Raw genomic sequence first — 23,766 nt, 5'->3', positions numbered from 1 at the left:
GCCTCAGTCGGGGCGCAGACCATGCCCAGAACCCCCTCCCGACCGTTACCGTCACACGATCGGTCGTCACACTCCTGGCGGATCATCGGGCCCGGGTGACCAGACGACGGATAAGGGAGCACTTCGGTCCGGTCCGGAAGGGGTAACGACGTGGCGGTGGCGCCAGCCATGCCGTGGGCCCAGTCCTCGGGCCGGCCCCGCCGTGGCCGGCACCGGCTGCCCGACGCCCAGGCCACCAAGCCCCAGCCGCTGTCCGGCTGGGCCAAGGCGATCCTGGCCGACATCGCCGTCCCGGCCGTCACCATGCCCCCGGAGATGCGGGTCGCGGAACTGGACGACTGGTTCCGCGGCAACCCCCGGGCCACCACCGTGGTGGTGCCGCTGGCAGCCGGCCCGATCGTGGTGGACCGGGCCTGGTTCGACCGCTGGGTGGCCGGGGCCCTGGGCTACGGGCGCTCGGTGTTCAAGCGGATGACCCTGGCCGACCTGGACGACGTGCCGAGCATCTTCCTGACCGCCGACACCACGATCGACGCGGCCGCCGCGGTGGTCACCGACGAGGCCCCCAGCGAGGAGGCCTCGGTGAGCACCGTCGGCGTGGTCGCCGCCGACGGCACCCTGATGACCGTCTCGGTGACCACGCTGTTCCGGGCGCTGTCGTACAGCTACGCCTACCAGGCCCGGCACGACGTGCTCACCGGCCTGCCCAACCGGGCCTCGCTGATGGAGTGGATGCGCGGGCACGACGCCCAGTCGGGCGACCTGACCGTGCTCTACATCGACCTGGACCGGTTCAAGGACGTCAACGACAGCCTCGGGCACGCGGTCGGCGACCAGGTGCTGCAGCTGTTCGCCGAGCGGCTGCAGAACATCGCCCGCCCGGACGACCGGGTGGCCCGGCTCGGCGGTGACGAGTTCGCGATGGTGCTGGCCGGGGCGCTCACCCCGGACGAGTCACGCTCGGTGGCCGAGCGGATCGTGCACGAGGCCTCGATGCCGTTCAGCGTCACCGTCGACCACGGCGACGGCCAGCAGGTCGAGGCGGTGGCCAGCATCGGCGCCAGCGTCGGGGTGGCCGGCGCCGACTCGGTGATGTCCGGGGTCAGCCTGGAGGACCTGGTCTCGCAGGCCGACCTGGCGATGTTCCAGTCCAAGTCGCACGGCCGGGGCCGGGTCACCCACTTCGACGCCGAGGTGCTGGCCACCCGGGGCTCGCAGGCCGAGCTGCGGGCCCGGCACCACATGGAGCGCCGGCTGCGGCTGGCGATCGCCAACGGCGACCTGCGCCTGCACTACCAGCCGCTGGCCGAGGTGGCCAGCAACCGGATCGTCGGCGCCGAGGCGCTGGCCCGCTGGGCCGACGACGAGCTCGGGCCGGTCTCACCGGCCGACTTCATCCGGATCGCCGAGGAGACCGGGCTGATCATCGACCTCGGCCGCTGGGCGCTGCACAGCGCCTGCCAGGAGGCGGCGACCTGGCCGATGTTCGAGTCCTCGGACGGCATCCGGCGGCGGATGAAGGTGACCGTCAACGTCTCCGCCGTGCAGCTGTCGCAGCCCTCGTTCGTGCAGGACGTCTCCCGGGCCCTGGTCGAGTCCGGCCTGCTGCCGCGCACCCTGTGCCTGGAGATCACCGAGACCGCGGTGATCGGCGACATGGAGGCCACCGCCCGGATCCTGCAGGACATCCGCGACCTGGGGGTGACGATCGCGCTGGACGACTTCGGGACCGGCTACTCGTCGCTGACCATGCTGCGCGACCTGCCGGCCGACGTGGTCAAGATCGACAAGTCGTTCATCGACAAGATCGCCGACGAGACCTCCACCGACAGCGTGCTGGCCCGGCTGGTGATCGAGACCGCGCACTCGCTGGGCATGGGGGTCTGCGCCGAGGGGGTGGAGACCAACGAGCAGGCCGAGCGCCTGGCCGACATGGGCTGCGACACCCTGCAGGGCTGGCTGATCTCCAAACCGCTGCCCGGCTCCGACGCCTTCACCGCCTGGCTGCCCACCGCCGTGCTGCCGGAGTGCCTGGGCCCGCGGGCCTGACTGAGGTCGCGACTTCTGCGGGCGCGCCCAGAATGGTGGGCATGTACCTGATCAAGGAACGCTTCTTCGACCTCGGTGACGACTTCGACATCACGGACGAGGACGGGCGCCTGGTGCTGCACGTCGACGGCAAGGTGCTCAGCCCGCGCGGCCGCCTGGTGATCAAGGACCCCTCCGGTCAGGAACTGGCCTCGGTGCACCGTCAGCTGGTCTCGCTGCGGGAGAAGTACACGATCACCGTCGGGAACCAGAAGGCCGCCGAGGTGAGCAAGAAGTTCTTCACCCCGTTCGGCGACCGCTTCACCATCGACGTCCCCGGCCCGGACGACCTGGAGATGCGGGGCGACCTGTTCGACCACGAGTACTCGGTCTCGCGCGGCGGCCGCGAGGTGGGAATCGTGTCCAAGCGGTTCTTCTCGATGCGTGACACCTACGCCGTGCGGATCGCCGAAGGCGAGGACCACCTGCTGATCCTCGCCTCCGTGCTGGCCCTCGACGCGGCGGCGGCCCGCAAGGACAAGGACAAGAACTAGTCCACCGCCGGCGCGGCGGAACTGTCCCGCAGCACCAGATGAGTTGAGATCAGCACGTTCTCGGACGCCGGCTCGGCGGGGGCCGGCGTCTGGCCGTGGCTGTCGCGGATGCCGTGGATCAGCATGTCCACGCTGCGCCGCCCCACACCCTCGAAGTTCTGCCGCACGGTGGTCAGCGGCGGCCAGAAGTTGCGCGACTCCTCCATGTCGTCGAAGCCCACCACGCTGATCTCGGCCGGTACCCGCCGGCCCTTCTCGTGCATCGCCCGCAGCAGCCCCAGCGCCATCTGGTCGTTGGCGGTGAAAATGGCCGTCACGTCGGGATTGTCGGCCAGCTCCAGGCCGGCCTGGTAGCCCGAGTCGGACGACCAGTTGCCGTGGATCACCGGCGGCACCGGGCAGTCGTGCCGCTGGAGCGTGTCGCGCCAGGAGTGCCGGCGCCGGTTCGCCGAGTAGGAGTTCAGCGGCCCGGAGACGTGCCAGACGGTGCGGTGGCCCAGGCCGAGCAGGTGCTCGGTGGCCAGCCGGGCACCCTCGGCCTGGTCGGTGTCGACGATCGGGTGCGGCAGGTCGGCCCCCGCGTCGATCACCACCACCGGCAGCCCGGCCGGCCAGTGCACCGCGGTGGTGTCGATCGAGCTGGTCTCCATCACGATGATCACCCCGTCCACCGCCTGCTTGTTCAGCCGGGCGAAGGCCTTGGTCACGTCGGTCTGGGAGGGCCGCCGCACCGGGATCAGGGTGATCGAGTAGTTCGCGTCCGAGGCGGCCATGGCGATCTCGTCGAGCGTGCGCATGTTGCCGAACGACGAAAGGGTGAACATGATCACGCCGATGTTGCCGAAGCGTCCCAGTCGCAGAGCGCGCGCAGCGTTGTTCGGCCGGTAACCGATGTTGCGCATTGCGGCGAGGACGCGACTGCGCGTGCTCTCGTCCACATTGTTATGTCCGTTGACGACCCGGGAAACCGTCTGTCCAGAAACCCCCGCAATTCGGGCAACGTCTGCCATAGAGGGACCGCGCCTTCGCGATTTTGCCTGTACAGCGAGGGTTTCTGGGGCCTCCGCCGTACCGTCCGGGTGATTCACTGCCGGACGCCCGTGGTCATGTTCACGTAAACATGCTAGCTTCCGAAGACCGAGATGTTGACGTAAACATCTCGGGTTCTTTCCAGAGAGGTAAAGAGGATGACGATGGCGTCGGGGACCGTTCCACCGGTCTCGCCCGCGCGGCCGCCGATCCGGCGCAAGACGCGAAAGGACTGGCGGGGCTGGATCTTCGTCGGCCCGTTCATGGCCGTCTTCGCCCTGGTCTTCATCGCGCCGCTGGTCTATGCGATCTACCTGAGCCTGTTCCGGCGTCAGCTGATCGGCGGCAACAGCTTCGTCGGCCTGGACAACTACACCCAGCTGCTGCAGGACCAGGCGTTCTGGAGCTCGCTGACCCGGGTCCTGCTCTTCCTGGTCATCCAGGTCCCGATCATGCTGATCATCGCGCTCGCCGCGGCGATGGCCATCGACAGCGCCCGGATCTACGGTGCGAACCTGTTCCGGATCGCCCTCTTCCTGCCCTACGCGGTGCCGGCCGTGGTGGCCGTGCTGATGTGGGGCTTCATCTACGGCGACCAGTTCGGTCTGGTCGGCCAGCTGAACGACGCGATCGGCACCGGACTGAACCCGTTCGACCGAAGCTGGATCCTGGTCTCGATCGGTAACATCGTCACGTGGTCGTTCGTCGGCTACAACATGCTGATCTTCTACACCACGCTGAAGACCATCCCGGCCGAGCTGTACGAGGCCGCGGAACTCGACGGTGCGGGCCAGTTCTGGATCATCCGGGCGATCAAGCTGCCGGCCCTGCGCGGGTCGCTGGTGATCGCCACGATCTTCTCGATCATCGGCAGCTTCCAGCTGTTCAACGAGCCGAACATCCTGCGCCCGCTGGTGAAGAGCATCATCACCACCGACTACACGCCCAACATGTACGCCTACAACCTGGCCTTCAGTGGCCAGCAGCAGAACTACTCGGCGACCGTCGCGATCGTGATGGGTGTCGTCACCGCGATCATCGCGTACGTGGTGCAGCTGCGCGGTTCGCGGACGGAGGACCGCTGAGATGAGTTCGTCCACGCTGTCCCGGCCGGAGTCCGAGGGCAAGGCTCCCCGCCGCTCCCGGCCGGCCAAGGAACGGGGCCGTCCCGGCACCCAGAAGTCGATCGCGATGACCGTCCTGATGGGCGCCTTCCTGATCTACACCGTGCTGCCGCTGGTCTGGCTGGTGATCAACGCCTCCAAGACCCAGGAGCAGCTGTTCGACTCCTTCGGGCTCTGGTTCGCCGACGGTTTCGCCTTGTTCTCCAACATCGGCGACACGCTGAACTACCAGGACGGCATCTTCGTCCGCTGGATCGGCAACACGCTGCTGTACGTGGTGGTCGGCGCCGGCGGCGCCACCCTGCTGGCCACGCTGGCCGGTTACGGTATGGCGAAGTTCCGGTTCCCCGGCCGCGGCGCGGTCTTCGCGATCGTGCTCGGCGCGGTGGCGGTGCCCGGCACCGCGCTGGCCGTGCCGACCTTCCTGATGTTCAGCAAGCTCGAGCTCACCAACACCCCGTGGGCCGTGATCATCCCGTCGCTGATCAGCCCGTTCGGTCTGTACCTGATGTGGGTGTTCGCCACCGAGGCGATCCCCACCGAGATCCTCGAGGCCGCCCGGATGGACGGCGCGGGCGAGCTGCGCACCTTCTTCACCATCTCGATGCGGCTGCTGGCTCCCGGTATCGTCACCGTGCTGCTGTTCACCACGGTGGCCACCTGGAACAACTACTTCCTGCCGCTGATCATGCTGAGCGACCCCGACTGGTACCCGCTGACCGTGGGCCTGAACCAGTGGAACGCCCAGGCCCAGAGTGCCGGTTCGCAGCCGGTGTTCAACCTCGTCCTGACGGGCTCGCTGCTCTCGATCGTCCCGATCGTGGCCGCGTTCCTCGTCCTGCAGCGCCAGTGGCAGTCCGGCCTGTCCGCCGGAAGCGTCAAGTGAGCAGCACCCCCGCTCACCCCACTGGCTCGTTCCTCCAGCACGTCCCCGTACGACCCCGGCCGGAACTCAGGCCGGGCTCCCGCAACACGACGAAGTGAAGGGAAGCTCCCTCGATGTCCCGTAAGTTCAACAAGCCCGTGAGCCGCCGGATGTTCACCATCGGTGCGGCCATGGCCATCGGCCTGACCCTGGCCGCCTGTGGTGGCGGCGACTCCGACTCGGACTCCGGCTCGGACACGGTCGCCGGTTCCCAGGCCGACCTGGACGCCGCGCTCGAGAAGGGTGGCGAGCTCACCTTCTGGAGCTGGACCCCCTCGGCCAAGGACCAGGTCGCGGCCTTCGAGAAGGCCTACCCGAACGTCAAGGTCAACTACGCGAACGTCGGCACCAACGTCGACGAGTACACGAAGCTGACCAACGCGATCGAGGCCGGCTCCGGCGCCCCCGACGTGGCCCAGGTCGAGTACTACGCGGTGCCGCAGTACGCGCTGTCCGAGTCGCTGGTGGACCTGAAGAGCTACGGTCTGGGCGACCTGGAGGCCGACTACACCGCCTCCACCTGGGGCCAGGTCTCGGTCGACGGCAAGCTCTTCGGCCTGCCGCAGGACTCCGGACCGATGGCGATGTTCTACAACAAGAAGTCGTTCGACGCGGCCGGCATCGAGAAGGTGCCGACCACCTGGGACGAGTACATCGACGCGGCCAAGAAGATCCACGCGCACAACCCGGACTGGTACATCACCAACGACAACGGTGACGGTGGCCAGACCCTGAGCATGATCTGGCAGGCCGGCGGTCACCCGCTGAACGTCGACGGCAACACGATCAACGTGAACTTCGAGGACGAGGGCACCAAGAAGTACACCGCGATGTGGAACCAGCTCCACACCGCCGGGCTGCTGTCCGACGCCCCGGGCTGGACCGACGAGTGGTTCCGGGCGCAGGCCGACGGCTCCATCGCCACCCTGCTGACCGGCGCCTGGATGCCCGGCAACCAGATCGCCAACGCCGCCGCCGCTTCCGGCGACTGGCGCGTGGCCCCGATGCCGACCTACGACGGTGGCGCCCCGGCCACCGCGGAGAGCGGCGGTTCCTCGATGGCCGTGATCAAGCAGAGCAAGAACCCGGCCCTGGCCGCCGCGTTCGTTCGCTGGCTGAACCACGACCCGGAGAGCATCAAGATCTTCATCGAGAGCGGCGGCTTCCCGGCCACCACGGCCGACCTGAGCGACCCGAGCTTCACCGACGCCGAGTCCGAGTACTACGGCGGTCAGAAGATCAACCAGGTGCTCGCCGACGCGGCCGGCGCGGTCCAGCCGAACTGGTCCTACCTGCCGATCCAGGCCTACGCCAACACCATCTTCGGGGACACCGCGGGCAAGACGTCCTACGTCAACCGCAGCGACCTGAACAAGGGCCTGGCCGCCTGGAAGGCCAAGATCGACGAGTACGCCAAGCAGCAGGGCTTCACCGTCGAGTAACACCAGATCCACGCGAGAGCGGGCCGGGCTGACTCGCAGCCCGGCCCGTTCTTTGCCCAGAACCGCTCGAGAAAGGTACGACGATGATTCCGGCAGACCTGCGGGTCCGGCTCGGCGAGACGGTGGCCCCGGTGCCCCCGCGGCTCTTCGGCGGTTTCGTCGAGCACATGGGCCGCTGCGTCTACCAGGGCATCTACGAACCTGAACACCCGAGTGCCGACGAAGGCGGCTTCCGCGCCGACGTGCTGGAACTCGTCCGTGAGCTCGGGGTCACCGTGGTGCGTTACCCGGGAGGCAATTTCGTCTCCGGCTACCGCTGGGAGGACGGGGTCGGCCCGCGTTCGGAGCGGCCGGTCCGGCTGGACGCGGCCTGGCACCAGACCGAGACCAACCAGGTCGGGCTGCACGAGTTCGCCACGTGGGCCGCGCAGGCCGGCGTGGAGGTCATGCAGGCGGTGAACCTCGGTACCCGCGGGATCGAGGCGGCCGGCGACCTGCTGGAGTACTCCAACCACCCGGGCGGGACCGCGCTGAGCGACCGGCGCCGGGCCAACGGCGCCGAGGAACCCTTCGGGATCACCCTCTGGTGCCTGGGCAACGAGATGGACGGCCCCTGGCAGATCGGGCACAAGACGGCCGACGAGTACGGTCGCCTGGCCGCCGAGACGGCCCGCTACATGCGCTTTCTCGACCACCGGGTGGAGCTGGTGGTGGCCGGCAGCTCGAACATGGAGATGCCGACCTTCGGGGAGTGGGAGCGGACCGTCCTGCGGCACACCGCGGACCAGGCCGACCACATCTCGGTGCACGCCTACTACGAGGAGTCCGACGGTGACGTGGCGAGCTTCCTCGCCTCCGCCGCCGGGCTGGACCGGTACCTGGACACCGTGGCCGGGATCATCGACGAGGTGCGCGAAGAGCTCGGCCTGACCAAGCAGATCGGCATCAGCGTCGACGAGTGGAACGTCTGGTACCAGCGTGACTGGAACGACAACCACAAGGACGCGGTGCTCTCCGGCGACTGGCCGGTGGCCCCCCGGCTGATCGAGGACGAGTACAACGTCACCGACGCGGTGGTGGTCGGCTCGCTGCTGATCTCGCTGCTGCGGCACAGCGACCGGGTCTCGATGGCCAACCTGGCCCAGCTGGTCAACGTGATCGCCCCGATCCGCAGCGAACCGGACGGCGCCGCCTGGCGCCAGACCACGTTCTTCCCGTTCGCCCTGACCTCGGCGCGGGCGCGCGGCCGGGTGGTCCCGCTGTCGGTGAAGGTGGCCTCCGGGCTCACCGAGAAGTACGGCGAGGTCGAACTGGTGGACGCGGTGAGCACCGTTTCCGACGACGGTTCCGTCTCGCTGTTCGTGGTCAACCGTTCCGTCGACGACCCGGCCGCTCTGTCGGTCGAACTGGACGGCGCGGAACTGGTTCTCGAGGACGCCCAGACCCTGACCGTCCCGGCCGGTGGTGACCGGTTCACCACCAACACCCAAGAGTCGCAGCCGGTCGCCCCGGTGGCGCTCGACGGCGTCGTCGTGGAGGGGGCCGGCACCGCCACCCGGCTCTCCGTGACGCTGCCCCCCATCTCCTGGTCGGTGCTCACCCTGCGCCCGGCTGCTGCTGTCTCGGAGGGAACCCCTCATGCCTGAGCTGTCCATCGGTGAGAAGGACTTCCTTCTCGACGGCGAGCCCTACCAGATCATCTCCGGTGCGCTGCACTACTTCCGGGTGCACCCGGACCAGTGGGCCGACCGGATCCGCAAGGCCCGGCTGATGGGCCTGAACACGATCGAGACCTACGTCCCGTGGAACCTGCACTCACCCACCCGAGGTGAGTTCGACACGTCCTCAGGTCTGGATCTCGAGCGCTTCCTGAAGCTGGTCGCGGACGAGGGCATGCACGCGATCGTGCGCCCCGGCCCGTACATCTGCGCCGAGTGGAGCAACGGCGGTCTGCCGCCGTGGCTGCTGCGGATCGAGGGCATCGGGCTGCGCCGCTCGGAGCCGCAGTACGTGGCCGCGGTCAGCGAGTACCTGAAGTCGGTCTACGAGATCGTCGCCCCGCTGCAGATCGACCGGGGCGGGCCGGTTTTCCTGGTGCAGATCGAGAACGAGTACGGGGCCTACGGTTCCGACAAGGAGTACCTGGCCGAGCTGGTCCGGGTGACCCGGGAGGCCGGGATCACCGTGCCGCTCACCACGATCGACCAGCCGACCCCGCAGATGCTGGCCGACGGCAGCCTGCCCGGCCTGCACCTGACCGCCTCGTTCGGCTCCCGCAGCACCGAGCGCTTCAAGACCCTGCGCGAGTTCCAGCCCACCGGGCCGCTGATGTGCATGGAGTTCTGGAACGGCTGGTTCGACAGCTGGGGCTTCCACCACCACACCACCACGGTGGAGGACTCCGACCAGGCACTGGACGAGATCCTGGCGGCCGGCGGCTCGGTGAACTTCTACATGTTCCACGGCGGCACCAACTTCGGGATGACCAACGGGGCCAACGACAAGGGCGCCTACGTGCCGCTGGTGACGTCGTACGACTACGACGCGCCGCTGGACGAGGCGGGCAACCCGACGGCGAAGTACCACGCGTTCCGTAAGACGATCGCCAAGTACGCGTCGGTGCCGGACGAGCTGCCGGCGGAAGCGGCTGCCGCCCCCGAGTTCTCGGTGGGCCTGACCGCCACGGCCGGTCTGCTCGAGGTGGCCGGCTCGCTCGGCACCGCGGTCACCGGAGAGACCCCGCTGACCTACGAGGAGCTGAGCCAGGACACCGGTTTCGTGCTCTACGAGGCCTCGGTGGAGGGTCTGGCGCCGGGTGTGCTGAAGATCGGCGAAGAGGTCCGGGACCGGGCCTACGTCTACGTCGACGGGGTGCCGGTGGGCATCCTGTCGCGGGACTCGCACGAGCGCACGCTCCGCCTGCCGCTGGCCGGTTCCACCCTGACGATCCTGGTCGAGGACCAGGGCCGGGTGAACTACGGCGAGCGCCTGGGCGAGGCGAAGGGCCTGATCGGCGCGGTCACCCTGAACGGCACCCCGGTGCTGAACTGGACCGCCCGGCCGCTGGACGTGGACCGGCTGGCCTCGCTCGACCTGAGCGGTGCGGCCACCGACCTGGGCCCGACCGTGTTCACGGCCGAGTTCGAGCTGGCCGAGGCGAGCGACCTGTTCCTCGACGCCGGTGACTGGGGCAAGGGCCTGGCCTGGCTGAACGGCTTCAACCTGGGCCGTTACTGGCGCCGGGGCCCGACCCGCACGCTCTACGTGCCGGCGCCGGTGACCCGGGCCGGGAGCAACCGTCTGGTCGTGCTCGAGCTGGAGTCCGTGGCCGAGGAGTCCGCCGCCTTCGTGGGCGGGTTGAGCCTGGGGCAGACCGAGTTCTGATCCGCCCCTTCCGGAAGGAGGCCGGTGGGACGGGTGCGGAAGCGGCGCCGCGTCCGTTCCACCGGAACTCCTGAGTATTGTCTTTGGACGCTTGTCGAAGACCACGCCAAGTCATGACACATGAACGCGCTGTGCCCGATAGAGTCTGAGAGTGACCACCGAAGCCGCTGCGCCCACGCTCGCCGACGTCATCGCGGTCCTGGAGCGGATGTACGACCCGGCCTGGGCGCGCGACTGGGACGCCGTGGGACTGGTCTGCGGTGACCCGGGGGCCCAGGTGCGCCGGATCCTGCTGGCGATCGACCCGGCCCCGGTGGTCGTCGAGGAGGCGCTGGCCTGGCGGGCCGACCTGCTCATCACCCACCACCCCCTGCTGCTGCGCGGTGTCCACGGCGTGCCCACCACCAACCCCAAGGGCCGGGTGGTGCACCAGCTGATCCGCGGTGGCTGCGCGCTCTACACCGCGCACACCAATGCCGACGCGGCCGCTCCCGGTGTCTCCGACGCGCTGGCCCGGATGCTCGGCCTGACCGACCTGGTGCCGCTGTCGGCCGACCCCTGCGACCCGGTGGACAAGCTGGTCACCTTCGTTCCCGAGGCGGCGGTCGACAAGGTGCTGGACGCGCTGGCGGGGGCCGGGGCGGGCGAGATCGGTGAGTACGAGCGGTGCGCCTGGACGGCGGTGGGCTCGGGCACGTTCGTCCCCGGCACGAATGCGACCCCGGCGATCGGCACCCCGGGCGAGCGTGAGGTGGTGCCCGAGCGGCGGATCGAGATGGTCGTGCCGCGCCGGCGCCGGGCCCAGGCCCTGGCCGCGCTGCGGGCCGCGCACCCCTACGAGGAGCCCGCGGTGGACGTGTACGAGCTGGCCCGCTGGTCGGGCCCGCGTGGCATCGGCCGGGTGGGCACGCTCGAGCAGCCGACCAGCCTGCGCGAGTTCGCCATGCTGGTGGCCGAGGCGCTGCCCAGTACCGCGCAGGGCGTGCGGGTGGCCGGTGACCCGACGGCCGAGGTGTCGCGGGTGGCGGTCTGCGGCGGCGCCGGAGACTCGCTGTTCGACGCGGTGCGGGCCTCCGAGGCCGACGTGTACGTCACCGCCGACCTGCGCCACCACCCGGCCTCCGAGGCCCGGGACGCCGCCGGGGAGGGCCCGCCGTTCCTGGTCGACGTGGCCCACTGGGCCAGCGAGTGGCCCTGGCTGAACGGGGTTTCCAACCGGCTGGAGGGGGCCCTGGCCGATGCCGGGCAGGCGGTCGAGGTCCTGGTCTCGGCACGCAGTACCGACCCGTGGGTGTTCCGGGTGCCCAGCCCCGGCGGCATGGTCCGCTGAGAGGTTCGCTGATGACCTAGGCTGGGGGTTTCCCACGGGGGGACTTAGCTAGGAGGACATTGCTGTGGTGACGGCGGCGGCTCAGGATCAGTGGCGGCTGCTGGACGTGCAGGCGCACGACATCCGGCTCACCCAGATCGCGCACCGGCAGCGCTCGCTGCCCGAGCACGCGAAGATCGTCGAGCTGGAGAAGAAGCTCCAGGGTGTCGACGACGAGCTGGTGGTGGCCCGGACCGCGCTCACCGACGCGGGGCGGGAGCTGACCAAGGCCGAGGCCGACGTCGAGCAGGTCCGCCAGCGGGCGGCCCGCAACCAGGCCCGGCTCGACGCGGGTCAGGGCAGCGCGAAGGATCTGCAGGCGATCCAGCACGAGCTGGAGAGCCTGGCCACCCGGCAGAGCGTGCTGGAGGACACCGAGCTCGAGGTGATGGAGCGCCAGGAGGCCGCGCAGGCCCTGGTCGAGGCCGCCACCGCCCGGCGGGACGCGGTCACCGCCGAGATCGCCGAGGCCGCCCAGGCCCGCGACAAGCAGATCGCGGCGCTCGACGAGGAGGCCGAGTCGGTGCGCCGCGAGCGCGACACCTCGGCCGGCGGCATCCCGAAGGAGCTGCTGGCTCTGTACGAGCGCATCCGCGAGAGCAACCACGGGGTCGGCGCGGCCAAGCTCTACCAGCGGCGTTGCGAGGGCTGCCGGATGACCCTGCCGCCCAACGACCTGGCCCGGATCCGTAGCGCGCCGGAGAACCAGGTGGTGCGCTGTGAGGAATGCAGCCGGATCCTGGTGCGTACGGCCGAGTCCGGGCTCTGACCGGCCCTGCTGATCTCGGGGCGCCGCTGACCCTGCACCTGGTCCGGCACGCCAGTACGGCGCTGACCGGGTCGGTGCCCAGCGGTGGGGACCGGCATGGTCCGGCGCTGAGCGACCAGGGCGTGGCCGAGGCGCTGGATCTGGCCTCGCGTCTGGGACCGGCCGATGCTCTGATCACTTCACCGCTGTTGCGCACCTGGCAGACGGCCTGGGCGGTGCGTGAGGCCGTGGGGTGCGAACCCGAGGTCGCGCCGGAGTGGGCCGAGCTGCGGCTGGGGGAGTGGGACGGTCTGGGCTACGGCGAGATCGCCCGCCGCTGGCCCCAGGAGTTCGCGCGGTGGCGCGAGTCCGCGGCGGCCCGGCCTCCGGGCGGCGAGTCCCTCTCGGACCTGCAAGAGCGTACGGACGAGGCCGGGTCCCGATTGCGGGCCCGGTTCGCCGGGCGTTCGGTCGTGGTGGTCACGCACACCGGCCCGGTCCGGGCCGTGGTCGCAGGTGCCCTGGCGGCCGGCCCGGCCGCGTACTGGCGGCTGCGGGTGGATCCGGCCAGTGTCACCACCCTGCGCTACTGGGCCGACGGCGGCGTGGAAGTGGTCACGGTCAATCGCACCTGAACGGACCTGAACGGGCCAGGCAGGTGAAAGTCCGGCATCGGCGCGAGAGCGTGGTGGTCCTGCTCTTAAGACTGTCGGCGGGCTGAGGTAGAACTGATCACATGGCCGAGACCGAGCAGCCCCTGCGCTACAAGCTCCTGACGGGTCCCGACGACCGTAGTTTCTGCGAGCGGGTCAGCGCCGCCCTGGCCGAGGGCTACGTGCTGCACGGTCCGCCCACCCTGACCTTCGACGGTCAGCGGGTGATCGCGGGGCAGGCGCTGGTGCTGCCCGAGGTGCTCACCGCGCAGCCGCCGACCACCACTCCCCGAATCCTGGAGGCCTGAGCCGTGGCATACGCCGGAGACCTTTCCCCCGAGCAGGCGTGGGAGCTGATCAGTTCCACCCCCGAGGCGGTGCTGGTCGATGTGCGCACCCGGGCCGAGTGGTCGTACGTCGGGGTGCCCGACCTGACCTCGGTCGCGAAAGACGTGGCCCTGGTCGAGTGGACGTCGTTCCCCGACGGTGCCCGTAACCCCGCCTTCCTCGACCAGATCGGCGCTGCCTCGGCCGACAAGTCCGCGCCGGTGGTGTTCCTCTGTCGCTCGGGCGTGCGGTCGATCGCCGCCGCCGAGGCGGCCACCGCGGCGGGGTACACGTCCGCCTACAACATCCTGGAGGGCTTCGAGGGCCCGCCCGACGAGCAGAACCACCGGGGCCGCAAGGCCGGCTGGAAGGTGCGCGGCCTGCCCTGGAAGCAGGGCTGAGGCCGGCCCTTCCCCGGCGGCCCCGCCCCTGGTCGCCCCGCCCCTGGTAGGAGTGCCTCTGTCGGCACCGCCCACCTCTGCCCCACCACTCGAGGAACGAGCCCCATGAGCAGCGAGACCCCCGACCCCGCAGGCACCCCCGACACCCGCCGCCCGGCCACGCTCAGCGTGCGCGGTGGCACCGTGCGGTCGAACTTCGCCGAGATGTCCGAGGGTCTGTTCCTCACCCAGGGCTACACCTACGAGTCGGCCGGTGAGGCCGAGGCGGCGTTCAAGGGCGAGCTGGAGCACTTCGTCTACTCCCGCTACGGCAACCCCACGGTGTCGATGTTCGAGGAGCGGCTGCGCCTGATCGAGGGCGCCCCGGCCGCCTTCGCCACCGCCACCGGCATGTCCGCGGTGTTCAACGCCCTGGCCGCCCTGCTCGGCGCGGGCGACCGGGTGGTGGCCTCCAAGGCCCTGTTCGGCTCCTGCTTCGTCATCCTCGACGAGATCCTGCCGCGCTGGGGGGTCGAGACGGTCTTCGTCGACGGGGCCGACCTGGCCCAGTGGGAGCAGGCGCTGAGCAAGCCCACCCAGGCCGTGTTCTTCGAGTCGCCCTCCAACCCGGCGCAGGAACTGGTCGACATCCGCGCGGTCAGCGAGCTCGCCCACGCCGCGGGCGCGCAGGTCGTGGTGGACAACGTGTTCGCCACCCCGCTGCTGCAGAAGCCGCTCGAGCTGGGCGCCGACATCGTGGTCTACTCGGCCACCAAGCACATCGACGGCCAGGGCCGGGTGCTCGGCGGGGCGATCCTCGGCCCGGAGGAGTTCGTCAACGAGAAGGTGCAGAACCTGATGCGCCACACCGGGCCCTCGATGAGCCCGTTCAACGCCTGGGTGCTGCTCAAGGGCCTGGAGACGCTGCGCCTGCGGGTCGACGCCCAGTGCGCCTCGGCGCTGCGCATCGCCGAGTTCCTCGAGGCCGACGCCCGGGTCGGCGCGGTGAAGTACCCGCACCTGCCCAGCCACCCCCAGTTCGAGCTGGCCAAGCGCCAGATGAGCGCGGGCGGCACGGTGGTCACCTTCGAGCTGGGCGACAAGGACCGGGCCTTCGCCCTTCTCGACGGTCTGCGGGTGGTCGACATCTCGAACAACCTGGGCGACGCCAAGTCGATGGTCACCCACCCGGCCACCACCACCCACCGCCGGCTCACCCCCGAGGCCCGCGCGGCGGCCGGAATCAGCGACGGCACCGTGCGCATCTCGGTGGGCCTGGAAGACATCGAAGACCTGCTGGAGGACCTGGACAGCGCTCTGGGCTGAGTGCCGCGGGGCCGGCACTGACCCGTTCGCCTGGGCCGACGGGCGGGGCCGCGTCCGGCCAGCCAGGGTTCGCTGTGCGGCCCGTGTACGCATCCGTAAGGACCCACCCGCTTGCCCAGGACTGTGGCGCACCGGGTTTGGTGGGCCGGGTCGGTTGTGGACCATGTGTACACATGCGCCCTGGGCGGAACCCCGCCGGGTCGGCCTGGCTTGGCTCTTGAGCCGGGTCGGTTCTCGGGTTGCGAGAGCGGGGTCAGCGGGCTGAGGGTTCTGGCATGGACGATTCGGGCGTGTGGCTGCCCATCCTGGTCGGTGTGCAGAGCGTCGGCTTCCTGCTCGCGGTGGGCGGCGGGATCTGGCTGTACCGCACGACGATGGCCGAGGCCGAGCGTCGGCGGGACGCCGGGATGAGCGACTACGTGCCGGAGGGCGACGCGCAGACGATCCAGATGCTCAAGTCTGCCGATGCTGAAGAGCTGGACGGTGGGCGGCTTCTCGTGCTGCAGATGGTGGCCGAGTCGCTGGCGTCGCGTCGTCCGACGGCCCTGCTGACGATCGCCGGTGTCCTGACCCAGGCGTGCTGGCTCTTCCAGGACGTGGCGGTCTGGATGAAGGTCGTCGTGGTCCTGCTGGCCGCCTTCTACCTGGTGGCGGCGATCCGGATCGAGCGTAACGCCAGGGTGGCCGCCGCCTTCCTGCGGCGGCACCCCTTCAGCTCCCGCGCCTGACGGCCTACTCCGGGCGGCGTTCGTTCGCCTCGCGGGCGGCCAGGTCCTTCGCGGCCGACCAGACGGCTTCCACGTCGGGCCATTCCGTGCTCTCCACGCCGATCGAGATCCGGACCAGCCAGCGTCCCTGCACCACGGCCGGCGTCACGGTGCCCACGCCGCTGTGGTTCAGGGCGTCGGCCCAGGCCAGGGTGTGGGCGTCGAGGGCTTCGCCGGTCAGGCCGGGCGGCTCGTGGCGGATGCACACGGTCTGCAGGGCCACGGGGGCGACCACGTTCCAGTCCGGCTCGGCGGCGACCAGGCGGGCCAGGCGCTGGGCGTTGGCCAGGTCGCGGCGCAGTCGCTCGCGGATCGCCTCCACGCCGTCCAGGCGCAGGTGGAACCAGAGCTTCAGGGCGCGGAAGCGGCGGCCCAGGGGGATGCCCCAGTCCCGGTACTCAGTTGCCGTGCGGGCGTCCGACACGGCGTTGCGCAGGAAGCTGGGGTTGGTGGACATCACCCGGATCAGGCGCTCGGGCTCGCGGACGTAGAGCAGAGAGGTGTCCAGGATGGTGCCCATCCACTTGTGGGGGTTCCAGCCCAGCGAGTCCGCCGGGGGTACGCGCACCCCGTCCGGCGTGGTGAATCCTTCGATCCCTTCGACCAGCCAACGGTATTCGGGCAGGAGCAGGGCGGAGCCGGCCATGGCCGCGTCGACGTGCACCCAGATCCCGTAGCCCGCGGCAATTTCCAGGATCTCGGCCAGCGGATCCACGGCGGTGGTGGCCGTGGTACCTATGCTCACCACGATCGCCGCGGGCACTCGTCCTTCATTGACGTCTTTCTCGATCGCCGCCCGTAGGGCTGCCGGATCGAGCGCGTGGGTCACCGGGTCGGTGCTCAGCGTGCGGATGTTGGAACGCCCGAAACCGGCCAGCAGCGCGGCTTTCGGCACAGCGGAGTGAGCGTGTTCGGAGGTGTACACGGTGAGGGGGGCCGGTAGTGACTGCAGGCCGCCGCGCTCGCTCACGTAGTCGGCGGCGCGCTCCCGGGCGGCCAGCATCGCGACAAGGCAACCGGTGGAGGCCGTGTCCTGGATGGCTCCGTGCCAGCCTTCGGACAGGCCGGTGAGCTGGCGCATCCACTCGCACACCACCTCTTCCAGCTCGGTCAGCGCCGGGGCGGACTGCCAGGAGATACCCAGGGCGCCGATGCCGGAGGAGGTGATGTCGCCGAGCACCGACGCCAGCGTGGCGTTGGAGGGGAACCAGCCGGTGTGCCGGGGGTGCTGCACCTGCATCAGACCGGGAACGATGATCTCGTCGAGGTCGCGCAACAGCGCGGCCAGTTCCTCGGGCTCGGAGGGGGGAGTGCTGGGCAGGGCGCCGGCCACGTCACCGGGCTTGACCGCGGACTGCACGGGGCGGTCGGGGATTCCCGCGCGATAGTCGGCGATCCAGTCGATCAGCTGATGGCCTGCGATACGGAACTCTTCGGGGGTCACGCCGCCCAGTCTGCTACTGCTGGTGCAGGATCACATCCAAGATCCAGCCGGTGCCGGGGCGGGCGGGGGCGGAAAGTTCTGCAGGCCAGCGCGCCCCGACCAGGTCACGAAGGGCTTCGGGGGTACGAGGATCTGCTTCCTGTTCCAGCAGATAGCGCGTGACCTCGCCCCGGGTGTGCTTGGCCAGATGGCTCACCACCGAGCGCTTGCCGTTGGTCTCGCGCAGCACCCGCACGGCCACCGTGCGGGCGGCCACATCGTCGGAGAACGAGGAGACCGGGGCAGCGGCGACGTACGGCCCGGAGCGGCAGTCCACGACAACGCCGCGCTTGCCTGCGGCGGCGGTCAGCACATTCGGCAGTTCCGAACGCCAGTGTCTGGCAAGCGGGCCGAGCGCGGGCAGATCCCCGTCCATCGAAAGCCGGTAGGAGGGAACCCGGTCGCCGGGGCGCAGTGCTCCCCACAACGCCGAAATGACGAGCACTCGGTTGTTACCCCGTCGCCGAGCCGCCGGGGACAGCGAATCCCAGCTGAGAGCGTCGTAAAGCACCCCTGTGTAAACCTGGTGCGCCGGGCGGGTGGGGGCGGTGTGCAACGTCAGATTGCGCGCTACCTCGTCGGCGAGTGATGCCCCCACGTCGAGCAGTTCGAGGGCATCGGGCCGGGCGCTGACCTCGATCAGCGCCTCCAGAGCCTGCTTGCGTAGGTCTGCCAGTTCGGGGAACGACAGCTGCGCCAGTTCGACGGGCTTACCCCGCTTGGCCGGAGCGGCTTTGGATTCTGAGGGGGGCAGCAGGACGAGCACTCCGGGAGTGTACGTCCCGCTGCCGCCGACCCCGTTTACAGAGAACGGATCCGGGTACCCCGCGGCAGCCCCAGCCCGGGGTGCTTCTTCAGGTACTGGGCCAGAGCATCGCGCTCCAGCACGCCGGTGACCTTGTTCTTGCCCACCGGGAACCCGTCCAGCCGGCTGCCCCCGTCGGAGAAGAAGTCGATGGTGGTGACCCGGTACTTCTTGTCCGCGGACATCCGCTCACCGTTCAGCCGCATGTCCCGGATCCGGATCTTGTGCCCGCACTTCTTGTCCATGTCGAAGCTGAAGAAGAAGCTCCGGCTCACCTCGATCGGCATGCGGCCGTCGTTGTCCACCGCGCCCGGGTGGCAGAACGTGCTCTCCAGGGCGGCATCGATCTGCCGCCCGGTCAGCGTCATGGTGACCAGGCGGTTGCCCATCGGCTGGGCGTCGAAGACGTCGCCGTAGGTGACCCGGCCCTTCTCCAGGTTCATCCGGGCCAGACCGCGGTTGACGATGGTGAGCTGGGCCCCGCCCTTGCTCTTCGGCCGGGTCGCGGCCTGCTGGGCGTCGGCGATCACCCGGCCCAGGTAGGACTCGCCGTTGCGGGTCAGGGTGCGGGTCAGGTCCTGGTTCAGGGTGGTGACCTTCTTGCCCGCGATCGGGTCGGTGACCTCGCGGTAGCGCTCGACCACGGCCGTCACCCTCGCGTCCCGCCGGCCGGTGTGGGTGACCACGACGTTGCCGGCGCTGATCCGGGTGACCTCGTGCCGGCCGGTGTCCATCGTGATCTTGATCTTGGTCAGCAGTCGCCCGTACGAGGCCGCGCTGGTCAGCAGCGTGCCGTTGACCTTGCAGATGTAGGCCTGGTGGGTGTGCGCGCTGAGCACGGCGTCGACGTGGCCGGAGATGCGGGCGGTGAGGTCCCGGGCCGGTCCGGCGAGATTGCGGCAGGAGTTGATCGGGCTGCGCGGAGTGGGGTCGGCGCCGGAGTGGGTCATCGCGATCACCGCGTCCACCCCCTGACCACGCAGTTGCTTGGCGAGCTTGCGGATCACCGGGGCTTCGGGAACGAACTTCACGTCGGCAATGCCCTGCAGGGGCACCAGGTCGACGGTGTCCGGGGTGACGGTGCCGATGATGCCGATCCGGGCACCCCCGACCTTCTTGATCACGTACCCCGGGAGCATCGACTTACCTGTCTTACGGTCGATGACGTTTGCGGCGAGCATGTCGAACTGAGTGCCGGAGAACTTCGGCGACGCGGGGGAGCAGCCGTCGACCGGGTGGCAGCCGCCGTTGATCAGGCGCCGCAGTTCGGCCGTTCCCTCGTCGAACTCGTGGTTACCTACCACCGCCACGTCGACGAACTTGTTCATCGCCTCGATGGTGCCCTCGTCGTGGAAGTACCCCGAGATCAGCGGGCTACCCCCGATCTGGTCACCGGTGGAGAGCACGAGCGAGTTGGGGTTGTCCTTCTTGGCGGCGGCGATCTTCCCGGCCAGCCAGGGCGTGCCCCCTGCGGCCACGTAGCCCGACCCCTTCGAGGTGGACGTCTTGGCGCTGATCGAGAGCCCGTCGGACGTCATGTGCCCGTGCAGGTCGTTGAACGCGAGCAGCTGGGCGGTCACCTTTTTCCCGGCGGCGGCCTGCGGGGTGGTGGTGCCGGAAATTGAGGTCCCCCAGCCCCAAGGGGGCTGGGAGGTGCCCCCAGGGGTGCTCGCCTTGGTCGGCGAGTCCGCCTGGGCGGTGGTCACCATCCAACTGGGGACGGCGACCAGGCCGGCCACCGCCACCGCCGTGCCGATCCGGGCGCGCGTGGCCCATCTGCTCGGGTTCTTCGCAGCGCTCATCTCCGCGCACCTCCAGGGCTGTTCCAGACGCTGAACGGCCCAAGCTTCCCCAACGCCGTTACGCAGAAGGTGAACGAACGTGTGCGGTGAGCAACCGGAAAGCAAAGGGAAGGATGAGGTGATAAACGGACGAATGACGTCCCGGAGAGTGATGTCCAGTGGCTGGCGGGCTGGTGAACGCGTGCGGCGACGGGTGCAACAGGTCGCGTGGGGCGGCATTGCTGTCCCACCCGTGCTGCCCCGGTGCAGGGGGCCACGTCGAGGCCTGCACCGGGTGACGCCGCGAGGCCCTAGGATGTCTTTCGCGGACGAGCTGGACGGGCGACCGCGTCGGGCGGCTTGCCGCCCGCCGAGGAAAGTCCGGACTCCACAGGGCAGGGTGGTGGGTAACGCCCACCCGGGGAAACCCGCGGGACAGTGCCACAGAGAACAGACCGCCGATGGCCCGCAAGGACCATGGGTAAGGGTGAAACGGTGGTGTAAGAGACCACCAGCGCGCCGGGTGACCGGAGCGGCTAGGTAAACCCCACCCGGAGCAAGGCCAGACAGGATGCGCTCGAGGGCTGCTCGCCCGAGCATCCGGGTAGGCCGCACGAGGACGCCGGCAACGGCGCCCCTAGATGGATGGTCGCCGCCGGGCGGGTTCACCCGTTCGGCACAGAATCCGGCTTACAGTCCAGCTCGTCCGCCTCACTGATCACCGAATGTGACCGAACCGGTTCACCCCACCGGGGGTTTGGTGCACCTTGAGTGAGGTCTGGACGTCGTCGGCGCGGATACTGGGAGAACCGGGGGAGTCGACCAGAAAGGTTCTCGTGTTTAGCGCAGAGCAACGTGCCGCCGCCCTCGCCAACCAGCGGGCCGCCGCCTTCATCCGCTTCCAGATGCTCGGCGACCACGAGGCCATGAGCTTCATCCTGCGCGACCTGCAGGGCAGTGCCCAGCTCACGTTCGTGACCGCCCTCGCCTCGCTGTCGGCCACGCTGGCCAGCAAGCACATGGGCGAGGAGCAGGCGATGGACTACTTCCGGATGGTCGCCGAGACCAGCGCCAGCCTGGCCGAACCCCTCGACTGAGGGCGCCCGGCCAGGCTGCCGTCGGCGGTCAGTGGGCGGGCGGCCGGGGAGCGTCGGGGCTCTCGGCGGCCAGCACCGCGGCACCGATGATGCCCGCGTCGTTCAGCAGCTGGGCCGGCACGATCGGGGTGCGCAGGTCGAGCAGGGGCAGGAACTTGCTGCTCTTCTTGCTCACCCCGCCGCCGACCACGAACAGGTCGGGCCAGAACAGGTTCTCCACGGTGGAGAAGTAGTTCTGCAGCCGGTGCGCCCACTTCTCCCAGGACAGGTCTTCCCGCTCGCGGGCGCTGTCGGCCGCCCGGCTCTCCGCGTCGTGACCATCGATCTCCAGGTGCCCCAGCTCGGTGTTCGGCATCAGCTTGCCGTCGAGCAGCACCGCCGACCCGATCCCGGTGCCCAGGGTGACCACGACGACCAGGCCCTTGGTGTCGCGGGCGGCGCCGAACCGGGCCTCGGCCACCCCGGCCGCGTCCGCATCGTTGACCACGTGCACGCTGCGGTTGAGCCGGGCCGTGAACAGCGTGTCCACGTCGGTGTCGATCCAGGTCTTGTCCACGTTGGCGGCGGTGCGGGCCACCCCGTGCTGGATCACCGCGGGGAAGGTGACGCCGACCGGCCCGGTGCCCGCGGCCTCGCCGAAGCTCTCGACGATCTCGGCCACCACGTCGGCGACCGCGCCGGGGGTGGAGGGCTGCGGGGTGGGGATGCGCAGCCGCTCGGCCGCGAACCGGCCCTCGGTCAGGTCGACCGGGGCGCCCTTGATCCCCGAGCCACCGATGTCGATCCCGAAACCGCCCGTGAGGGCGGAGATCTCAGCGGTGAGAGGGGGCTGGTCGGTGCTCATACACGTCCCTAGTTGTGATCGTTCAGGAATGGGGCTCAGGGGAGGGTGAGAATCTCGGCGCCGGACTCGGTGACCAGGACGGTGTGCTCGAACTGGGCGGTGCGCCGGCGGTCCTTGGTCACCACCGTCCACCCGTCGTCCCACATCTCCCACTCGTGCGTGCCGAGGGTGAGCATCGGCTCGATGGTGAAGGTCATGCCCGGCTCGATCACCGTGGCGAAACCGGGGGCGGCGTCGTAGTGCGGCACCACCAGGCCGGTGTGGAAGCCGGTGCCGATGCCGTGGCCGGTGAAGTCGCGCACCACGCCGTAGCCGAAACGCCTGGCGTAGGCCTCGATCACGCGGCCGATGACGTTGATCTGCCGGCCCGGGCGCACGGCCTTGATGCCGCGCATCATCGCCTCGTGGGTGCGCTCCACCAGCAGCCGCGACTCCTCGTCGACGTCGCCGGCCAGGAAGGTGGCGTCGCAGTCGCCGTGCACGCCGAGGCCGTCGCGGGTGAGGTAGCCGGTGATGTCGACGTTGAGGATGTCGCCGTCCCGGACCACCGTGGAGTCCGGGATGCCGTGGCAGACCACCTCGTTCAGGCTGGTGCACAACGACTTCGGGAAGCCCTTGTAGCCCAGCGTGGAGGGGTAGACGCCGTGGTCGAGCAGGTACTCGTGGCCGATCCGGTCGAGCTCGTCGGTGGTCACGCCGGGCTGCACGTGCTTACCCACCTCGGCCAGCGCCGACCCGGCGATCCGCCCGGCCTCGCGCATCAGCTCGATCGTGGCCGCGTCCTTGACCTCCGGCCCCGTGTACTTGGCGGGGGCGGGCTTGTCCACGTACTCCGGGCGCACGATGCCGGCAGGGACGGCCCGGCGGGGGCCCACCACTCCGGGCACCAGCGTGCCCAGTGGTGCGGAGGTACCTGTGCTCATGGTCGCCCAGTTTAGGTCCCCGTGCCGGTACGAGCCGGTCCAGACCTCGGGCTGACTGCTCCGGGGGCGAGCTCAGACTGTGTAGTCGACCTGGAGGCCCACGGCCAGGGACATCGGCACGGTCTGGGCGGCGCGGACACCGCGCGGCGCCAGCGGGTTCTCCACGGTGCCCCGGCCCGGGCCCCGGTAGTCGACGTACTGCACGTACATCGCGGTCAGGTAGGCGTCCGAACCGGCCTGCCGGATGTCGGCCGAGCCGTCGACGATGGCCCCGAAACCCTTTCCCGGCTGGCGGTTCTGGCCCGGGTTGCCGGTGTCCAGCGACCAGCCGGAACCGGCCGAGCCGCCCGCTCCGGTGTCCGGGTCGAGCGAGGCCGGCCGGATCCGGCCGAAAGACGGTGCTGACGGCGCGGTGTTGACGCGTACGTCCATGACTGATGCCCCCGAGCAGGAATTCCAGGGCGCTCTCGAACGGTGAGAGCGGGGAAGGTGACGCACCTGACATCGGCCGGTGTCTGCCTGGCCTTGAACCGTCGTCCGCTGCGGGGGCGGGCCCGGGCGGTGCGGGCTATCGTCGTGATCATGAGTGACGGTGCCGAACAGTACTGGTACAACCTCTCGACCGGGCAGGTCGAGGTGAGCGACCACAAGGGCCAGGGCAAGGACGTGATGGGCCCCTACCCCACCCGGGAGGCCGCCCAGGCGGCCCTCGAGTCGGCCCGGGCCCGCACGGAGGCCTGGGACGAGGAGGACCGCCGCTGGAAAGAGGACTGAGAG

23 protein-coding genes and 1 other RNA gene are annotated in these 23,766 nt (G+C 69.8%); 17 read left to right on the top strand and 7 right to left on the bottom strand.

Annotation, left to right across the window (positions count from 1 at the left end; all coding sequences use genetic code 11):
• The first annotated feature begins 150 nt into the window (after nucleotides 1-150).
• On the top strand, nucleotides 151-2,049 hold the full coding sequence (locus LWF15_RS25285; protein WP_232813422.1) for a putative bifunctional diguanylate cyclase/phosphodiesterase: 1,899 nt from the start codon (nucleotides 151-153) through the stop codon (nucleotides 2,047-2,049).
• A gap of 41 nt (nucleotides 2,050-2,090) precedes the next feature.
• Entirely contained in the window at nucleotides 2,091-2,582 is a 492-nt protein-coding gene (locus LWF15_RS25280) for an LURP-one-related/scramblase family protein (protein WP_232813421.1), read from the top strand.
• On the opposite strand, the gene LWF15_RS25275 is transcribed toward LWF15_RS25280, so the two are convergent.
• Complete coding sequence (locus LWF15_RS25275; RefSeq protein WP_232813420.1) at nucleotides 2,579-3,592, bottom strand: LacI family DNA-binding transcriptional regulator; 1,014 nt, start codon at nucleotides 3,590-3,592, stop codon at nucleotides 2,579-2,581. The genes LWF15_RS25280 and LWF15_RS25275 overlap by 4 nt on opposite strands.
• A 177-nt stretch (nucleotides 3,593-3,769) precedes the next feature.
• Between LWF15_RS25275 and LWF15_RS25270 the strand changes: the two genes are divergently transcribed.
• The 12 genes from LWF15_RS25270 (at nucleotide 3,770) to LWF15_RS25215 (ending at nucleotide 16,017) form a co-directional block, all read left to right on the top strand.
• Nucleotides 3,770-4,696 carry a carbohydrate ABC transporter permease gene (locus LWF15_RS25270; protein WP_232813419.1) on the top strand — a complete coding sequence of 309 codons (927 nt, stop codon included), beginning with the start codon at nucleotides 3,770-3,772 and terminating at the stop codon, nucleotides 4,694-4,696.
• Between the two features lies 1 nt (nucleotide 4,697).
• On the top strand, nucleotides 4,698-5,621 hold the full coding sequence (locus LWF15_RS25265) for a carbohydrate ABC transporter permease (protein WP_232813418.1): 924 nt from the start codon (nucleotides 4,698-4,700) through the stop codon (nucleotides 5,619-5,621).
• Nucleotides 5,622-5,734: 113 nt separating this feature from the next.
• A complete protein-coding gene (locus LWF15_RS25260; RefSeq protein ID WP_232813417.1) occupies nucleotides 5,735-7,102 on the top strand; it encodes an ABC transporter substrate-binding protein in 1,368 nt (455 codons plus the stop codon).
• 83 nt (nucleotides 7,103-7,185) lie between these two features.
• Entirely contained in the window at nucleotides 7,186-8,748 is a 1,563-nt protein-coding gene (gene arfA, locus LWF15_RS25255; RefSeq protein WP_232813416.1) for an arabinosylfuranosidase ArfA, read from the top strand.
• Entirely contained in the window at nucleotides 8,741-10,486 is a 1,746-nt protein-coding gene (locus tag LWF15_RS25250) for a glycoside hydrolase family 35 protein (RefSeq protein WP_232813415.1), read from the top strand. The genes arfA and LWF15_RS25250 overlap by 8 nt, the downstream gene beginning before the upstream one ends.
• Nucleotides 10,487-10,637: 151 nt before the next feature.
• Nucleotides 10,638-11,816 carry a Nif3-like dinuclear metal center hexameric protein gene (locus LWF15_RS25245; RefSeq protein WP_232813414.1) on the top strand — a complete coding sequence of 393 codons (1,179 nt, stop codon included), beginning with the start codon at nucleotides 10,638-10,640 and terminating at the stop codon, nucleotides 11,814-11,816.
• Nucleotides 11,817-11,883: 67 nt separating this feature from the next.
• Nucleotides 11,884-12,624, top strand: coding sequence for a zinc ribbon domain-containing protein (locus tag LWF15_RS25240; protein WP_232813413.1), 741 nt, complete (start codon nucleotides 11,884-11,886; stop codon nucleotides 12,622-12,624).
• Nucleotides 12,582-13,238: a histidine phosphatase family protein gene (locus LWF15_RS25235; protein ID WP_232813412.1), complete on the top strand. Its 657-nt coding sequence runs from the start codon at nucleotides 12,582-12,584 to the stop codon at nucleotides 13,236-13,238. Before LWF15_RS25240 ends, LWF15_RS25235 begins: the two co-directional genes overlap by 43 nt.
• Nucleotides 13,239-13,339: 101 nt before the next feature.
• A complete protein-coding gene (locus LWF15_RS25230; RefSeq protein ID WP_232813411.1) occupies nucleotides 13,340-13,564 on the top strand; it encodes a DUF1737 domain-containing protein in 225 nt (74 codons plus the stop codon).
• A 3-nt stretch (nucleotides 13,565-13,567) separates the two neighbouring features.
• Nucleotides 13,568-13,984 (top strand): rhodanese-like domain-containing protein, encoded by a 417-nt coding sequence (locus tag LWF15_RS25225; protein WP_232813410.1) that lies wholly within the window; start codon nucleotides 13,568-13,570, stop codon nucleotides 13,982-13,984.
• A gap of 105 nt (nucleotides 13,985-14,089) precedes the next feature.
• Nucleotides 14,090-15,289, top strand: a complete 1,200-nt coding sequence (locus LWF15_RS25220; RefSeq protein ID WP_232813409.1) for an O-succinylhomoserine sulfhydrylase — start codon at nucleotides 14,090-14,092, stop codon at nucleotides 15,287-15,289.
• 275 nt (nucleotides 15,290-15,564) lie between these two features.
• Nucleotides 15,565-16,017 carry a hypothetical protein gene (locus tag LWF15_RS25215; RefSeq protein WP_232813408.1) on the top strand — a complete coding sequence of 151 codons (453 nt, stop codon included), beginning with the start codon at nucleotides 15,565-15,567 and terminating at the stop codon, nucleotides 16,015-16,017.
• Between the two features lie 4 nt (nucleotides 16,018-16,021).
• Here LWF15_RS25215 and LWF15_RS25210 read toward each other — a convergent pair whose 3' ends face one another.
• From LWF15_RS25210 to LWF15_RS25200, 3 genes are read right to left on the bottom strand one after another with little or no spacing between them, the layout of a single operon-like run.
• Entirely contained in the window at nucleotides 16,022-17,500 is a 1,479-nt protein-coding gene (locus tag LWF15_RS25210) for a pyridoxal phosphate-dependent decarboxylase family protein (protein ID WP_232813407.1), read from the bottom strand.
• A gap of 13 nt (nucleotides 17,501-17,513) precedes the next feature.
• Nucleotides 17,514-18,305, bottom strand: a complete 792-nt coding sequence (locus LWF15_RS25205) for a YaaA family protein (RefSeq protein ID WP_232813406.1) — start codon at nucleotides 18,303-18,305, stop codon at nucleotides 17,514-17,516.
• Between the two features lie 35 nt (nucleotides 18,306-18,340).
• On the bottom strand, nucleotides 18,341-20,146 hold the full coding sequence (locus LWF15_RS25200; protein ID WP_232813405.1) for a bifunctional metallophosphatase/5'-nucleotidase: 1,806 nt from the start codon (nucleotides 20,144-20,146) through the stop codon (nucleotides 18,341-18,343).
• 309 nt (nucleotides 20,147-20,455) lie between these two features.
• On the opposite strand from LWF15_RS25200, the gene rnpB reads away from it, so the two are divergent.
• Nucleotides 20,456-20,834, top strand: an RNA gene (gene rnpB, locus LWF15_RS25195) — RNase P RNA component class A.
• Between the two features lie 127 nt (nucleotides 20,835-20,961).
• Nucleotides 20,962-21,222 carry a hypothetical protein gene (locus LWF15_RS25190; RefSeq protein ID WP_232813404.1) on the top strand — a complete coding sequence of 87 codons (261 nt, stop codon included), beginning with the start codon at nucleotides 20,962-20,964 and terminating at the stop codon, nucleotides 21,220-21,222.
• A 28-nt stretch (nucleotides 21,223-21,250) separates the two neighbouring features.
• Here the strand turns inward: LWF15_RS25190 and ppgK are convergent, their stop codons facing one another.
• The 3 genes from ppgK to LWF15_RS25175 form a co-directional block, all read right to left on the bottom strand.
• Nucleotides 21,251-22,066, bottom strand: coding sequence for a polyphosphate--glucose phosphotransferase (gene ppgK / locus LWF15_RS25185; protein WP_232813403.1), 816 nt, complete (start codon nucleotides 22,064-22,066; stop codon nucleotides 21,251-21,253).
• A gap of 35 nt (nucleotides 22,067-22,101) precedes the next feature.
• Complete coding sequence (gene map / locus LWF15_RS25180) at nucleotides 22,102-22,989, bottom strand: type I methionyl aminopeptidase (RefSeq protein WP_232813402.1); 888 nt, start codon at nucleotides 22,987-22,989, stop codon at nucleotides 22,102-22,104.
• Between the two features lie 72 nt (nucleotides 22,990-23,061).
• Complete coding sequence (locus tag LWF15_RS25175; protein WP_232813401.1) at nucleotides 23,062-23,421, bottom strand: hypothetical protein; 360 nt, start codon at nucleotides 23,419-23,421, stop codon at nucleotides 23,062-23,064.
• A gap of 150 nt (nucleotides 23,422-23,571) precedes the next feature.
• Between LWF15_RS25175 and LWF15_RS25170 the strand changes: the two genes are divergently transcribed.
• The gene (locus LWF15_RS25170) at nucleotides 23,572-23,763 is read left to right on the top strand and encodes a hypothetical protein (protein WP_232813400.1); all 192 of its coding nucleotides are present in this window, start codon (nucleotides 23,572-23,574) and stop codon (nucleotides 23,761-23,763) included.
• Nucleotides 23,764-23,766 lie beyond the last annotated feature (3 nt).

This window comes from Kineosporia rhizophila (genome assembly GCF_021277265.1).
Taxonomy (GTDB): Bacteria; Actinomycetota; Actinomycetes; order Actinomycetales; family Kineosporiaceae; genus Kineosporia; species Kineosporia rhizophila.
Note: the sequence above shows the minus strand (reverse complement) of the source record. Positions and strands in the feature narration are given on the sequence as shown.